General features: G+C 46.5%; 14 protein-coding genes and 1 tRNA gene. All 15 read right to left on the bottom strand.

All coding sequences use genetic code 11. The features are described from left to right. Position 1 precedes the first annotated feature (1 nt). Complete coding sequence (locus tag IEV16_RS05375) at positions 2-1,507, bottom strand: NADH-quinone oxidoreductase subunit M (RefSeq protein ID WP_188364651.1); 1,506 nt, start codon at positions 1,505-1,507, stop codon at positions 2-4. A 15-nt stretch (positions 1,508-1,522) separates the two neighbouring features. Then, complete coding sequence (gene nuoL / locus IEV16_RS05370; protein WP_443093946.1) at positions 1,523-3,481, bottom strand: NADH-quinone oxidoreductase subunit L; 1,959 nt, start codon at positions 3,479-3,481, stop codon at positions 1,523-1,525. Between the two features lie 2 nt (positions 3,482-3,483). Next, the gene (gene nuoK, locus IEV16_RS05365) at positions 3,484-3,792 is read right to left on the bottom strand and encodes an NADH-quinone oxidoreductase subunit NuoK (RefSeq protein ID WP_188364649.1); all 309 of its coding nucleotides are present in this window, start codon (positions 3,790-3,792) and stop codon (positions 3,484-3,486) included. After that, complete coding sequence (locus tag IEV16_RS05360) at positions 3,789-4,415, bottom strand: NADH-quinone oxidoreductase subunit J (RefSeq protein ID WP_188364648.1); 627 nt, start codon at positions 4,413-4,415, stop codon at positions 3,789-3,791. Before IEV16_RS05360 ends, nuoK begins: the two co-directional genes overlap by 4 nt. After that, the gene (nuoI, locus tag IEV16_RS05355) at positions 4,415-4,903 is read right to left on the bottom strand and encodes an NADH-quinone oxidoreductase subunit NuoI (protein ID WP_188364727.1); all 489 of its coding nucleotides are present in this window, start codon (positions 4,901-4,903) and stop codon (positions 4,415-4,417) included. Before nuoI ends, IEV16_RS05360 begins: the two co-directional genes overlap by 1 nt. A gap of 16 nt (positions 4,904-4,919) precedes the next feature. After that, positions 4,920-5,942, bottom strand: a complete 1,023-nt coding sequence (gene nuoH / locus IEV16_RS05350; RefSeq protein ID WP_188364647.1) for an NADH-quinone oxidoreductase subunit NuoH — start codon at positions 5,940-5,942, stop codon at positions 4,920-4,922. Then, positions 5,939-8,275: an NADH-quinone oxidoreductase subunit NuoG gene (gene nuoG, locus IEV16_RS05345; RefSeq protein ID WP_188364646.1), complete on the bottom strand. Its 2,337-nt coding sequence runs from the start codon at positions 8,273-8,275 to the stop codon at positions 5,939-5,941. Before nuoG ends, nuoH begins: the two co-directional genes overlap by 4 nt. Further along, positions 8,272-9,549 carry an NADH-quinone oxidoreductase subunit NuoF gene (nuoF, locus tag IEV16_RS05340; RefSeq protein WP_188364645.1) on the bottom strand — a complete coding sequence of 426 codons (1,278 nt, stop codon included), beginning with the start codon at positions 9,547-9,549 and terminating at the stop codon, positions 8,272-8,274. Before nuoF ends, nuoG begins: the two co-directional genes overlap by 4 nt. Continuing rightward, positions 9,549-10,073 (bottom strand): NADH-quinone oxidoreductase subunit NuoE, encoded by a 525-nt coding sequence (locus tag IEV16_RS05335; protein ID WP_188364644.1) that lies wholly within the window; start codon positions 10,071-10,073, stop codon positions 9,549-9,551. Before IEV16_RS05335 ends, nuoF begins: the two co-directional genes overlap by 1 nt. Beyond that, complete coding sequence (locus IEV16_RS05330) at positions 10,073-11,326, bottom strand: NADH-quinone oxidoreductase subunit D (protein WP_188364643.1); 1,254 nt, start codon at positions 11,324-11,326, stop codon at positions 10,073-10,075. Before IEV16_RS05330 ends, IEV16_RS05335 begins: the two co-directional genes overlap by 1 nt. Beyond that, a complete protein-coding gene (locus IEV16_RS05325; RefSeq protein ID WP_188364642.1) occupies positions 11,326-12,039 on the bottom strand; it encodes an NADH-quinone oxidoreductase subunit C in 714 nt (237 codons plus the stop codon). Before IEV16_RS05325 ends, IEV16_RS05330 begins: the two co-directional genes overlap by 1 nt. Further along, the gene (locus tag IEV16_RS05320; protein ID WP_188364641.1) at positions 12,036-12,548 is read right to left on the bottom strand and encodes a NuoB/complex I 20 kDa subunit family protein; all 513 of its coding nucleotides are present in this window, start codon (positions 12,546-12,548) and stop codon (positions 12,036-12,038) included. The genes IEV16_RS05325 and IEV16_RS05320 overlap by 4 nt, the downstream gene beginning before the upstream one ends. Next, the gene (locus tag IEV16_RS05315; RefSeq protein WP_188364640.1) at positions 12,539-12,895 is read right to left on the bottom strand and encodes an NADH-quinone oxidoreductase subunit A; all 357 of its coding nucleotides are present in this window, start codon (positions 12,893-12,895) and stop codon (positions 12,539-12,541) included. The genes IEV16_RS05320 and IEV16_RS05315 overlap by 10 nt, the downstream gene beginning before the upstream one ends. Positions 12,896-12,929: 34 nt before the next feature. Continuing rightward, a tRNA-Leu gene (locus IEV16_RS05310) sits at positions 12,930-13,016 on the bottom strand. Between the two features lie 62 nt (positions 13,017-13,078). Beyond that, positions 13,079-13,564 carry a preprotein translocase subunit SecG gene (secG, locus tag IEV16_RS05305; protein ID WP_188364639.1) on the bottom strand — a complete coding sequence of 162 codons (486 nt, stop codon included), beginning with the start codon at positions 13,562-13,564 and terminating at the stop codon, positions 13,079-13,081. Positions 13,565-13,571: the final 7 nt, after the last annotated feature.

Below are 13,571 nucleotides of genomic sequence, written 5' to 3'. Positions count from 1 at the left end.
ATTAAATCACCTTACTCACTGACACGTGTTCAATCAATTGCTGAACAGAAGCACGCATAACCTCTACCAAAGGTTCAGGCCAGACACCCAGAACCAACACAAACACCGCCAACACGGCCAAAATAAAAAACTCTCTTGTCGTGACATCCTGCATGGATTCGACCGCTTCGTTGGTGATGGTACCAAACACCACACGCTTGATCATCCACAAGGAATAAGCGGCCCCCAAAATCAGGGTAATGGCGGCACAAAAGGCAATCCAGAAACTGGCCTGAAAACTGGCCAGAATCACCATAAATTCGCCTACAAAGCCCGAAGTACCGGGCAGACCCGAATTAGCCATGGCAAAAAACACAAAAAATCCGCCAAACCATGGCATGGTGTTAATCACGCCGCCATAATCACGGATCATGCGGGTGTGTAAGCGGTCGTACAAGACCCCTACGCACAGGAACATCGCGGCAGAAATAAAGCCGTGAGAAACCATTTGAATCATGGCTCCTGTGAGCGCCATATCGCTGTTGCCGTCTGAACGCATCAGCATAAAAACCAGAAAAATACCCAAAGTCACAAAACCCATGTGCGAAATCGATGAATAGGCAATCAGCTTTTTCATGTCCTTTTGTACAATCGCCACTAAACCAATGTAGATAATGGCAATTAACGACAAAGTAATCAGCAACCAGGTAAATTCCTGACTGGCGTCCGGTAAAATCGGCAAAGAAAAACGCACAAAACCATAACCACCAACTTTTAACATGATGGCGGCCAGCACCACAGAACCGCCGGTGGGTGCTTCTACGTGAGCATCAGGTAACCAAGTATGCACCGGAAACATCGGAATTTTAATGGCAAAACCAACAAAAAAGGCAAAAAACAGCCAAGTTTGCTCTGTCATGGTTAACGGCAAAGCCGCCAACTCAGTTAAATTCCAGGTGCCGCTGGTCATATACAGGTAAATCAGGCCGATAAGCATTAATACCGAACCTAAGAAAGTGTACAAAAAGAATTTCAAAGTGGCGTATACCCGATTCGGCCCGCCCCAGATACCGATGATGATAAACATCGGAATCAGCATCGCTTCAAAGAACAAATAAAACAATAAAGCATCATGGGCACTGAACACACCGATTAGCATCCCTTCAAGAATCAACATCGCCGCCATGTACTGGTGGACATTTTTATCAATAACTTTCCAGGCGGACAGCACAATCAGCACTGTGATGATGGTGGTTAAAATCACCAGCGGCATGGAAATACCATTGACCCCGAGATGGTAATGAATGTTTAAGGCGTCTATCCACACCGTTTTTTCAACAAACTGCAGGGCCGCTGAGCCGCCGTCAAACTGTGTCCATAAAGGCAGACTCAATAAAAAAGTCACCACCGATAACACCAGTGCCAAAAAACGAACCATACCGGCGCGTTGCTGACCCAGGGCCAGCAGTAACAGACCACCAATCATGGGCAGCCAGATTAATACACTTAATAATGATTGTTCAAACATAGTTAAGACTGCCTATTAAAAGAGATAAAAACTGATAAACACAATCACCCCGACGACCATCACCAGCGCGTAATGGAACACATAACCGGACTGAAACGGTCGCAGTAATTTAGAAACACCATTAATGAATTTGGCACTGCCATTGACAATTAAGCCATCAATAAAACGGCTGTCAGACCACTTCCATAAGGCTTCACCTAATTTCACCGTACCACCAACAATGTATTTTTGATTAAAATCATCAAAACCGTATTTGTTCATTAATATGCGGTGCAATGGTGCCAGTTTGTGCTTGATTTTGGTGGACAGACTTGGCTTCTTAAGATAAACCCAAGTGGCCACTGCAAAGCCGAACAAGGCCAGGAAAAATGGTGTCGCCATCATACCGTGCAAGGTGAATTCAGCGGGACTTTCAAAATGGTACAGCCCAAGCTCTTTGACCACATCATGGCCGGCTTTAACCACAATGGCATCATTCATAAAGCCATCAAACAACATCGGCTCAATGGTCATCCAGCCGATAACGACTGATGGTATCGCCAATAAAATCAACGGTAATGTCACCACCCAGGGAGATTCTTTTAAATGATCTTTGGTGTGGTTGTCCATGCGCTCTTTGCCATGAAAAGTCAAATATAACAATCTAAAGCTGTACAAAGCGGTGACAAAAACACCCAGCAAAACAGCCCAATAGGCCACGCCCGAGCCCCAACGGTTTGACAAATGGGTGGCTTCGATAATCACATCTTTGGAAAAGAAACCGGAGGTTCCCGGAAAGCCGGCCAGCGCCAGACTGCCAATCCACATCACCACAAAAGTAATCGGCATATATTTTTTCAAACCACCCATTTCTTTCATGTCCTGTTTATGGTGCATGGCAATGATCACTGAACCTGCGCCCAGGAACAACAAGGCTTTAAAGAAAGCGTGTGTCATCAGGTGAAAAATGGCGGCTGAATAAGCCGATACACCCAAGGCAACGGTCATATAGCCCAGTTGTGACAAGGTAGAATAGGCAATCACCCGTTTGATGTCGTTTTGAACAATACCGATTAAACCCATAAAGAAAGCGGTAAAGGCACCGATAAGCATGACAAAACTCAAAGCGGTTTCTGACATTTCAAATAACGGCGACATCCGGGATACCATAAAAATACCGGCTGTGACCATGGTGGCGGCGTGAATTAACGCCGAAATCGGTGTCGGACCTTCCATCGAATCCGGTAACCACACATGCAATGGTGCCTGCGCTGATTTACCCATGGCTCCGATAAAAAGTGCAATACAAATGACTGTGATTAAAGACCATTCAGTTTGACCGAAAATGGCGATGGTTTCACCCGCCACTTGCGGTGCGCGCTCAAACACCTCGGCATAATCCAAACTGCCAAAGGCATATAACACCCCGGCAATGCCGATGAGAAAACCAAAATCACCCACCCGGTTAACCATAAAAGCTTTCAGATTGGCAAAAATGGCCGATTCTTTTTTGTACCAGAAACCAATCAATAAATAGGACACCAGACCAACCGCTTCCCAGCCGAAAAACAGTTGCATAAAATTATTACTCATCACCAGCATCAGCATGGAAAAAGTAAATAAGGATATGTAGGAAAAGAAACGCTGATAGCCGGGATCATCTTTCATATAGCCGATGGTGTAGATATGCACCATCAGGGATACAAAAGTCACCACCGACATCATAATGGCAGTTAAGGAATCCACCAGAAAGCCGACGTTGATGGCGACATCACCAAACACCGCCCAGCTGTACAGGTTCTCATTAAATGCAGAGGCTTCACCGGCGATAAACTGCCACAATACTTTTATTGACAGCACGCAGGATAAACCCACCGCCAATATGGTGATACTGTGGGCTCCTGTTCGGCCTATTTTACGTCCGAACAAGCCGGCAATCGCAGCGGCCACCAAAGGTGCGAATGCAATGATAATTAAATTTGTCTTCATATCCATGATCAACCCTCTAACTCATTAATATCATCAACATCAAGAGATTTTTTATTGCGGTAAAGCATCACCAATATCGCCAGTCCGATGGCGGCTTCAGCAGCGGCCACGGTCAGAATAAAAAACACAAAAACCTGTCCGTCCACATCACCGATAAACTTGGAAAAGGCTATGAAGTTGGTGTTGACTGACAATAACAGCAATTCCAGTGACATCAACACCACCAGAATATTTCGGCGGTTGGCAAAGATACCACCCAGACTCACCATAAACAGTAAGGTGGAAAAGATTAAATAATGATTTAAGGTTAAACTCATGACTCTTCTCCGTTACCTTTTTCAGCGTCCATAGACACCACCCGAAAGCGATCAGCCGGATTAACATGGATTTGTTTTGACGCATCGATTTGTTTATTCTCAGGTCGTTTACGAATGGTCAGCATAATGGCGGCCACAATTGCCACCAACAAAATAACTGCCGCCACTTCAAAAGCATAGACATAATCAGTAAATAAAGTCATGCCGATTTCCGTCACATTGCTGTAAGACTCACCCTGACGAATCAGCTCATCGGCCGGTAACTGACTTTTCATGCGGTAGCCAAACAGCATCATCAGTTCCACCAACATGGCAGCGGCAATCAATAAAGCCGCTTTGGTGTAGCCGCTTTTGAACTGGCTTTTGGTGACTTTTTTGATGTCCAGCATCATAATCACAAACAAAAACAGTACCATCACCGCACCCACATACACCAACACCAGAATGATGGCGAGAAATTCGGCTTCCAGCAGCATCCACAAGATGGCCACATTAAAAAAACAAAACACCAAAAACAAAGCTGAATACACCGTGTTTCTGACACTGACCACGGCCATCCCCGACCCGATGGCCAAAGCACCAAACAGGTAAAACAATATTTGTATTAATAATTCCGGACTCATTATCTGTACTTCTTATCTTGTTCGCGGGCATTGGCGATTTGTTCTTCATACATATCACCGATGGCCAATAGTTGCTCTTTAGTAATCACTTTTTTGTTTTTGGTTTCCATGTGATACTCATGAATGTCGGTTTCTACAATGGAGTCAACCGGACAGGACTCTTCACAAAAGCCGCAGTATATACACTTAAATAAATCAATTTCATAACGGGTGGTGCGTCGCGTTCCGTCTTCCCGTTCTTCTGAATCAATGGTGATGGCCGCCGCCGGACACACCGCTTCACATAACTTACAGGCAATACAGCGTTCTTCGCCGTTGGGGTAGCGTCGCAGAGCGTGTAAACCGCGAAAGCGTGGTGACTTCGGGGTTTTTTCCTCAGGATAACGCACCGTAAATTTTCGTTTAAAGAAATATTTTTGGGTCAGGAACATACCCTGCCGAATTTCTTTGAGCGTTAAACTTTTTAAATATTTGACGATTTTAGACATCATTTACTCCTGATGATTAAAACCAAGGGCCAATTTGGTAAACTTTTAAAACAGCCGCAACCAAAATCCAGACGATGGTGATAGGAATAAAGACCTTCCACCCGAGGCGCATGATTTGGTCGTAACGATAACGTGGCAAAGTGGCACGCAGCCAGAAATAAACATACAAGAAAACCGATGTTTTGGCGATAAACCACAAAATACTGGGTTGGGCCAGCCAGCTGTCACCACCAATAGGAGAAAGCCAGCCACCTAAGAACATGATGGTGGCGAGTGCCGAAATTAAAATCATGTTGGCGTATTCACCCAAAAAGAACAAGGCAAACGCAGCGCCGGAATATTCCACATGGAAACCGGCCACAATCTCAGACTCACCTTCAGCCACGTCAAAAGGCAAACGGTTGGTCTCGGCCACACCTGAAATATAATAGACGATAAACAAGGGGAACAAAGGAATAAAATACCAGTTCAGAATACCACCCTGCTGGCCATTGACAATACCCGATAAATTTAAAGTACCGGCGGCCACAATCACACCCACAAGGGCAAAACCCATGGCAATTTCATAAGAAATAATCTGTGCTGCAGACCGTAAAGCACCCAATAAGGCATATTTCGAGTTGGATGCCCAACCGGCAATTATAACGCCGTAAACGCCCAAAGAAGTCATGGCCAGAACATAAATTAATCCGGCATTCACATCGGTCAGCACCAGCCCGTCAGAGAACGGAATCACTGCCCAGGCTGCAAAAGCGGTGGCCAGGGTAATCATCGGCGCTATCACAAACAGAAATTTATTGGCTTTTTGCGGAAAAATAATTTCTTTGGTGAGCAGTTTCAGTACATCGGCAAATGGTTGCCCGATACCACGCAACTTAAAGCCCAAAAAGCCCACCCGATTGGGGCCGATACGGGCGTGCATAAAACCAATGACTTTGCGTTCAAAATAAGTCAGGTAGGCAACCACCAAAACCACTGACAGCACAATTGCCAGGATTTTTGCCATGGTCCAGGCCAGATAAATCACTGTTTCCATCATGATTGTGCTCCAATAATGCTCACCGATAACTCACCGGCATTTATATTTAAGGTGGCTGAACGACCCATGGGTACCACCGCTGAACCGGCCGGCACCGCTTCATCGGTGGCCAGCGTTAATTCAGCATAACGGCCGTTTTGTTCAACGGAAACAAGATCGCCCGCGGCAAAACCAATTGATAACAAATCACCGGGATTCACATACACATTATCGGCGGTCGCTATTTTTGATTCCTGTAAAGGACGCGAACGTCTGACCAGTGCATCGCCGTCATAAATTCCCTGATGAGCAAACAGCACCAGTCCTTTGGCTTTTGGGTTGCTGATTTCTTTGAGGTTCATCGGTGACTTCACAACGGGCAATTTTAATTGTTCGGTTTGTTGCATCACTTCATGCACATCTTCGTAATCAAACCCGCTCAGATTCAGCATATTGCCCAAAACACGCAACACCCGCCAACCGGGTTTGGTTTCACCGGGCGCTTTGTGCGCCACCAGCGCGGTTTGTCTGGTACCGTCATTGTTAATCAGACTACCACTTGATTCAGGCAACAGTGCAATCGGTAAAATCAAATCCGCACGTGATTTTAATGCCTCATCACAAAATGCATTAAAAACAACGGTCATCTCACTGTTGACCAAGCACTCTTTTATCCTGGCGGGCTCAGCAAAATCCTGAATTTCAGCCTGATATATGAGGTTAACCGCATGATCATTTTGTTTAATATCACGGTCATTGTATAAACCGTTGACGCCGGCACCATAGGTATTGGCGCCCAAGAGTAACTCATTAACCGACGCTTTGACCACCCCGGCCATCCACGCCACCAGGGCCTGAATTAATTGGGCTTGCGGATGGCGTGCAGCGATGTGCCCCACCACAAACAAAACTTTCTGATTATTTTTTAACAGGGATTTAGCCAATGAATTAATGTCCTCATCAGCCGATTGCTGTTTGAGCCAATCACCCAGCGCACCGTCCGGTCGTTGACCCGATATTTCCGACAAGCTGACACCTAAAGCACCCAGCTTTTTGACCCAGTCAAGCTGGTTACCGGTGATGTCTAAATTCAAATCATAATTCTGCTCAAAATGGCAGGGGCCAAAGGCATTAATCTGTGCACCCTTTAACCAGGCCTGACGGATCTTATGGTTCAGAATCGGTTGTTCATGGCGCGCATAACTGCCCACCAGAATGATGTTTTCTTGCGCAGCCACATCCGCCAGAGCCACATCGTGACGGGGTGAATGATAAGGCATACTAAAATCAACTGTATTTAAACGGTGTTCATGCTGATCACTGCCCAATTGGTCGAATATTTTCTTCAGTAAATAATATTCTTCACTGGTGGCATACTGACCGGTATACAAAGCCACTTTTTCTGGTGCCGTGTCTTTGAGTTTGTTGACCAAAATACCCAATGCATCTTCCCAGGAAATAACATTCCACTGACCATTTTGTTTAACCATCGGCTGGGTAACGCGATCCTGATCATGGTTCAATCCGTGTATACCGTATCGGTCACGATCTGATAACCAGGCTTCATTAATGGCTTCATTTTCACGTGGTACCGCCCGTAAAATTTTACCGTGACGGGTGTGGTAATATATATTTGAACCCAAGGCATCGTGCATCGACAAGCCGGCTGTGGCCATCAATTCCCAGGCTCGGGCTTTAAATCGAAACGGCTTATTGGTCAGCGCGCCCACAGGGCATAAATCAATGATGTTACCGGATAATTCTGAATCCAGTCCCTGACCGATGGCGGTGGCAATATAAGTCCGGTCACCGCGACCGATACCGCCCAGTTCATCGGTGCCGGCAATTTCATTTAAGAACCGCACACAACGGGTACAGTGAATACAGCGCGTCATATCGGACGCCACCAAACTGCCCAGGTTTTCATCAGCCACAGAGCGCTTACCTTCTACAAACCGCGACACATCACGGCCATAACCCATGGCCACATCCTGCAGTTCACATTCACCACCCTGATCACAAATCGGACAATCCAAGGGATGGTTAATAAGAAGAAATTCCATGGCATTTTTCTGGCCACTGGTGGCACGTTTTGAACGGGTATAAATTTTCATGCCCTCAGCCACCGGCGTGGCACAGGCCGGCAGTGGTTTTGGCGCTTTTTCCACGTCCACCATGCACATTCGGCAGTTGGCGGCGATGGAGAGTTTTTTGTGGTAGCAAAATCGGGGAACATTGATGCCATGGGCATCGGTGGCATGGATAATCATGCTGCCTTTGTCGGCCAATACCGTTTGACCATCAATTTCAATGGTGACTTTATCGTCAGGCACCTGATTGCTTGTCTCGGTCATGAAGTTAACCTCTCATTCATTGATTTCTTGTGTTTGACGATATATTCAAACTCATCCCAGTAATATTTTAAGATGCCTTGTACCGGCCAGGCAGCCGCTTCACCAAAGGCGCAAATGGTGTGCCCTTCAATTTGACCTGCGGCCTGACGTAACATGTCAATATCCTTTTGTTCACCACCACCTGATAAGATACGATCCAGCATGCGGTACATCCAACCGGTGCCTTCACGACACGGCGTACATTGACCACAGGATTCCATATAATAAAACCGCGAAATACGCTGGCAGACTTCCACCATGCAAGTGCCTTCGGCCATGACAATCACCGCACCGGAACCCAAGCCGGAACCGGCTTCTCCCAGGGCGTCATAATCCATGGTCAAGCCCATCATCACATCAGCCGGTAATACTTTCATCGAAGACCCACCTGGGATCACGGCTTTAAGCTTTTTACCGTCTAAAACACCACCGGCCATTTCCAGCAAGTCTTTAAAGGGTGTACCGAGTGGGATTTCATAGTTGCCGGGCTTATTCACATGACCGGATACCGAGAAAATTTTGACACCACCGTTGTTGGGTTTACCGAGGTTTAAAAACCAGTCGGCGCCTTCACGCATGATCGCCGGCACCGAAGCCAGTGATTCGGTGTTGTTAATGGTGGTGGGTTTGCCGTAAATACCATAATTGGCGGGAAATGGCGGTTTGAACCGCGGCAGACCTTTTTTGCCTTCCAGAGATTCCATTAAGGCAGTTTCTTCACCGCAAATATAGGCGCCGGCACCATAGGTTCCGATGATATCCACATCGATGCCGGTGTCCTGAATATTTTTACCGAGTAAACCGGCTTCATAGGCTTCATTCACCGCCGCCTCAAAATTTTCATAGGGCTCATGATGAAACTCACCACGCAGGTAGTTATAACCGACGGTGGCACCCATGGCATAGCAACCAATCGCCATACCTTCAATCAAGGCATGCGGGTTATAACGCAAAATATCACGGTCATGGCAGGTACCCGGCTCTGATTCATCTGAATTACACAACAGGTATTTTTGACCTGGGGCATCTTTGGGCATAAAGCTCCATTTTAAACCGGTGGGGAATCCTGCACCACCGCGTCCGCGTAAAGCCGAGGCTTTGATGGTGTTAATAATGTCATCACGATCGGTTTTTTCAGCCAGGATTTTTTTCCAGGCCTGATAACCGCCTTTACTCAGGTATTCCTTTAATGACGGGTCTTTACTCGGGTTTAAACACACATTGACTTGTTCCATCAGTCTAAACCTCCCATAATTTCATCAATACGCTGTTCGGTTAAATTTTCATAATAATGGCCATCGACAATCATCATCGGCGCGCCGGTACAGGCAGCCACACATTCTTCTTCTTTGACCAGTGTGATGCGACCATCTTCGGTGGTTTCACCCAACTTAATGCCTAACTTGTTTTCAGCGTATTTAACCACCTGATCAGCCCCACGCAACATACAGGAGATGTTGGTACAAATTGAAATTTTATGACGACCCACCGGTTGGGTATGAAACATGGAATAAAATTCAGCGGCCTCACGCACCCATACCAGGGGAATGTCAATGTATTCGGACACGGCAGCCATTAATTCAGCAGAAACCCAACCGCCATTTTGATCCTGAACGGCGTGTAAAGCGCCCAGAACCGCAGATCGGCGCTGTTCACGCGGGTATTTTTTAAGCCAGCCATCTATGGCTGACCGTGTTTCATCTGATAACAAATCCAGATGAGTTTTTTCTTTATTTTGTGGATTGACAATCTGAAACATCAGCGATCTATCTCCCCGAAAACAATGTCCATAGTTCCGATAACGGCCACAACATCCGATAACATGTGACCCTTCACCATATCATTCATGGCTGATAAGTGGGCAAAACCGGGTGCCCGTAATTTAACCCGAAACGGTTTGTTGGAATCATCTGAAATCATGTACACGCCAAACTCGCCTTTCGGCGCTTCAACCGCGCTGTACACTTCACCGGCCGGTACTGAATAACCTTCGGTGAACAGCTTAAAATGCATAATCAGTGATTCCATGTCTTCTTTCATGGCCTCTCTTTTCGGTGGAACCACTTTGTGGTTATCCGCCATCACCGGCCCCGGATTGTCTTTCAACCATTGCACACATTGTTTAATGATGCGGGTTGACTGCGACATTTCCTCCATACGCACCAGATAGCGGTCATAACAATCTCCGTTGACGCCGACCGGCACATCAAAGTCCACTTTGTCATAGGCGGCATAGGTTTGTTTTTTGCGTAAATCCCAGGCCACACCACTGCCGCGCAACATCGGGCCTGTGAACCCCCAGGCTTTGGCTTGTTCGGGCGAAACCACACCAATACCTACGGTGCGTTGTTTCCAGATTCGGTTTTCTTCCAACAAGGTTCGATATTCCGCAATTTTACTGGGGAAATCATTGGCAAAAGCTTCAATAAAGTCCAGTAAAGAGCCTTCGCGCCATTCGTTGACTTGCTTTAAGTCTTCACCTTTGGTCCACTGGCTTTGTTTATGTTTCGGCATTTTTTCAGGCAAGTCCCGATAAACACCGCCCGGACGGTAATAGGTGGCATGCATACGGGCACCTGAAACGGCTTCATACATATCCATGCACAATTCACGTTCTCTGAACGCATATAAAAACAAAGCCATGGCACCCAAATCCAATCCGTGGGTTCCTATCCACATCAGGTGATTTCTGATACGGGTAATTTCATCAAATAGGGTGCGGATGTATTGCGCCCGAATCGGCGCTTCAATACCCAACAGTTTTTCAATGGCACGCACATAAGCATGTTCATTACACATCATGGACACATAATCCAAGCGATCCATGTAACCAATAGACTGATTAAATGGTTTGGTTTCCGCCAATTTTTCGGTGGCACGGTGTAACAAACCCACATGCGGATCGGCATGGGTAATCACTTCCCCGTCCATTTCCAGTATAAGTCGCAACACACCATGGGCCGCGGGGTGTTGCGGTCCAAAGTTCATCGTGTAGTTTTTAATTTCAGCCATTATGAATTCTCCTGCCCGGCTGTGTTATCAACATAACGGGAATCGCGTCGAATGGTTTTTGGCACCAGAACGCGAGGCTCAATAGACACCGGCTGGTAAACCACCCGTTTTTTCTTCTCGTCATATTTCACTTCCACATTGCCAATCAACGGGAAATCTTTGCGGAATGGATGACCAATAAAACCATAATCTGTCAATATTCGGCGCAAATCCGGATGACCCTGAAAAATAATTCCAAATAAATCAAAGGCTTCTCGTTCAAACCAGTTAACACCCGGCCAGATATCAATCAATGACGGTACCACCAGCATGCCCTCATCCGGGGCAAAACACTTTAAGGTTAACCGCTGATTTTTATTCAGTGATAATAATTGCACCGCCACGGCAAAACGATTGGCCACAGTTTCACGGCGGCGTTCGCTCCAGGAAAAACGTCCCGGTCCTTTACCACGGATGCCGCGGCTAAAACCGGTAAAAGTTACATCGTCAGTAGGCCACTCAGGTTCGCCGTAACTTAAATAGTCCACGCCGCACAAATCAATACACTGATCAAAATCAAAATCTCGTTCATCGCGCAGGGTTTTGGCCACTTCCAGCCAGGACTCAACCGGAACTGTACAACTGACGCCCTGCGGACTTTCCTTGATAATGATATCAAGATCACTGAATTGTGCCGCCAAATCCTTGCTTAATTGTCTTTTATAATTACTCATGATGTTCTGGCAATGGTGTTGGTGCGTTTGATTTTCTTTTGCAATTGCAGGATGCCGTAAATTAAGGCTTCTGCCGTGGGCGGACAGCCCGGTACATAAATATCCACCGGCACCACACGATCACAACCACGCACCACGGAATAGGAATAGTGGTAATAACCACCGCCGTTGGAACACGATCCCATAGAAATAACGTACTTGGGCTCCGGCATCTGGTCATAAACCTTGCGCAAAGCCGGGGCCATTTTATTGACCAAAGTACCCGCCACAATCATGACATCCGATTGTCTCGGTGAGGGCCTGAAAATTACCCCAAAACGGTCCAAATCATAACGCGCCGCACCGGCGTGCATCATTTCCACCGCACAGCAGGCCAGACCAAAGGTCATCGGCCATAATGAACCGGTGCGTGCCCAATGCAACAGGTCATCAATGCGGGCAGTGACAAAACCTTTGTCCTGAACACCCTGATCAACCACCGGCTGTAAAATATTATCGACTATTCCCATTCCAATGCTCCTTTCTTCCACTCATAGATAAAGCCTATGACCAACAGTAACAAAAACAAGAACATAGAAACCAGTCCAAATGCACCCAATTCAGTCAATACGACCGCCCATGGAAACAAAAAGGCAATTTCTAAATCAAAGATGATAAACAAGATGGCCACCAGATAAAAGCGCACATCAAACTTCATGTGAGCATCATCGAACGCTTCAAAGCCACATTCATAGGGCGAAACTTTCTCATCAGTGGTTTTGCGGGTACCGAACAGAAGACCCAATGAAATCAAAACCACGCCCAAACCGACAGATACGGCCAGGAATAATAACACCGGAAAATACTCGGCAATCATAAATCCATCCCTATAATCTATATGTTAAATACATTGGTGCCGAAGGCCGGACTTGAACCGGCACGACCGTTAGGCCACTACCCCCTCAAGATAGCGTGTCTACCAATTCCACCACTTCGGCACATTCTTAAAACCATAATATAATTATGGCCGCCACATCGCATCGGACATGATACGAATCATTTACTGGTCACTGCCTTGATCTTCATCAATTGGCTGACTTTGCGACTCTTCACCGCTTGCCGCATCGATGGTCGGATCAACCGTTTCAACGGGTGTTTCTTCAACAGTTTCAGTGCCCGTTTGGGCTTGTTGAGCTCGCGTATTCAGTTCAGAGTCCCCTTCACTTGGAATCATCGATTCAGGACGCTGGGCATTATCAAGGGTACCCATGACCCCCAAATCCTGGGTTTCTTTTTGCTCTGTCACACCATAGGTGCCTTGAAAATCAATACTGATGGCCATGGTTATGATAAAAAACAAGGTAGCCAGAACAGCGGTACTTTTCGACAAAAAAGAACTGGACCCCTTGGCACCGAAAACTGTTCCGGATGCGCCGCTGCCAAAAGCAGATCCGGCGGTGGCACCCGGTCCGCGCTGCACCAAAATAAAACCAATCATGGCGATGGTAACCAGCACCTGTAAAATATTTAAAAAGTTAATTGTCATGTTGTTG

It is taken from the genome of Marinicella pacifica (assembly GCF_014636635.1).
Taxonomy (GTDB): Bacteria; Pseudomonadota; Gammaproteobacteria; order Xanthomonadales; family Marinicellaceae; genus Marinicella; species Marinicella pacifica.
This window is presented reverse-complemented; position numbering and strand designations above follow the sequence as displayed.

What these genes read in the sequence shown, in the direction of transcription:
- IEV16_RS05375 (WP_188364651.1), bottom strand. Translation starts at nt 1,507, where the DNA reads ATGTTTGAACAATCATTATTAAGTGTATTAATCTGGCTGCCCATGATT.
- nuoL (WP_443093946.1), bottom strand. Translation starts at nt 3,481, where the DNA reads ATGGATATGAAGACAAATTTAATTATCATTGCATTCGCACCTTTGGTG.
- nuoK (WP_188364649.1), bottom strand. Translation starts at nt 3,792, where the DNA reads ATGAGTTTAACCTTAAATCATTATTTAATCTTTTCCACCTTACTGTTT.
- IEV16_RS05360 (WP_188364648.1), bottom strand. Translation starts at nt 4,415, where the DNA reads ATGAGTCCGGAATTATTAATACAAATATTGTTTTACCTGTTTGGTGCT.
- nuoI (WP_188364727.1), bottom strand. Translation starts at nt 4,903, where the DNA reads ATGTCTAAAATCGTCAAATATTTAAAAAGTTTAACGCTCAAAGAAATT.
- nuoH (WP_188364647.1), bottom strand. Translation starts at nt 5,942, where the DNA reads ATGATGGAAACAGTGATTTATCTGGCCTGGACCATGGCAAAAATCCTG.
- nuoG (WP_188364646.1), bottom strand. Translation starts at nt 8,275, where the DNA reads ATGACCGAGACAAGCAATCAGGTGCCTGACGATAAAGTCACCATTGAA.
- nuoF (WP_188364645.1), bottom strand. Translation starts at nt 9,549, where the DNA reads ATGGAACAAGTCAATGTGTGTTTAAACCCGAGTAAAGACCCGTCATTA.
- IEV16_RS05335 (WP_188364644.1), bottom strand. Translation starts at nt 10,073, where the DNA reads ATGTTTCAGATTGTCAATCCACAAAATAAAGAAAAAACTCATCTGGAT.
- IEV16_RS05330 (WP_188364643.1), bottom strand. Translation starts at nt 11,326, where the DNA reads ATGGCTGAAATTAAAAACTACACGATGAACTTTGGACCGCAACACCCC.
- IEV16_RS05325 (WP_188364642.1), bottom strand. Translation starts at nt 12,039, where the DNA reads ATGAGTAATTATAAAAGACAATTAAGCAAGGATTTGGCGGCACAATTC.
- IEV16_RS05320 (WP_188364641.1), bottom strand. Translation starts at nt 12,548, where the DNA reads ATGGGAATAGTCGATAATATTTTACAGCCGGTGGTTGATCAGGGTGTT.
- IEV16_RS05315 (WP_188364640.1), bottom strand. Translation starts at nt 12,895, where the DNA reads ATGATTGCCGAGTATTTTCCGGTGTTATTATTCCTGGCCGTATCTGTC.
- secG (WP_188364639.1), bottom strand. Translation starts at nt 13,564, where the DNA reads ATGACAATTAACTTTTTAAATATTTTACAGGTGCTGGTTACCATCGCC.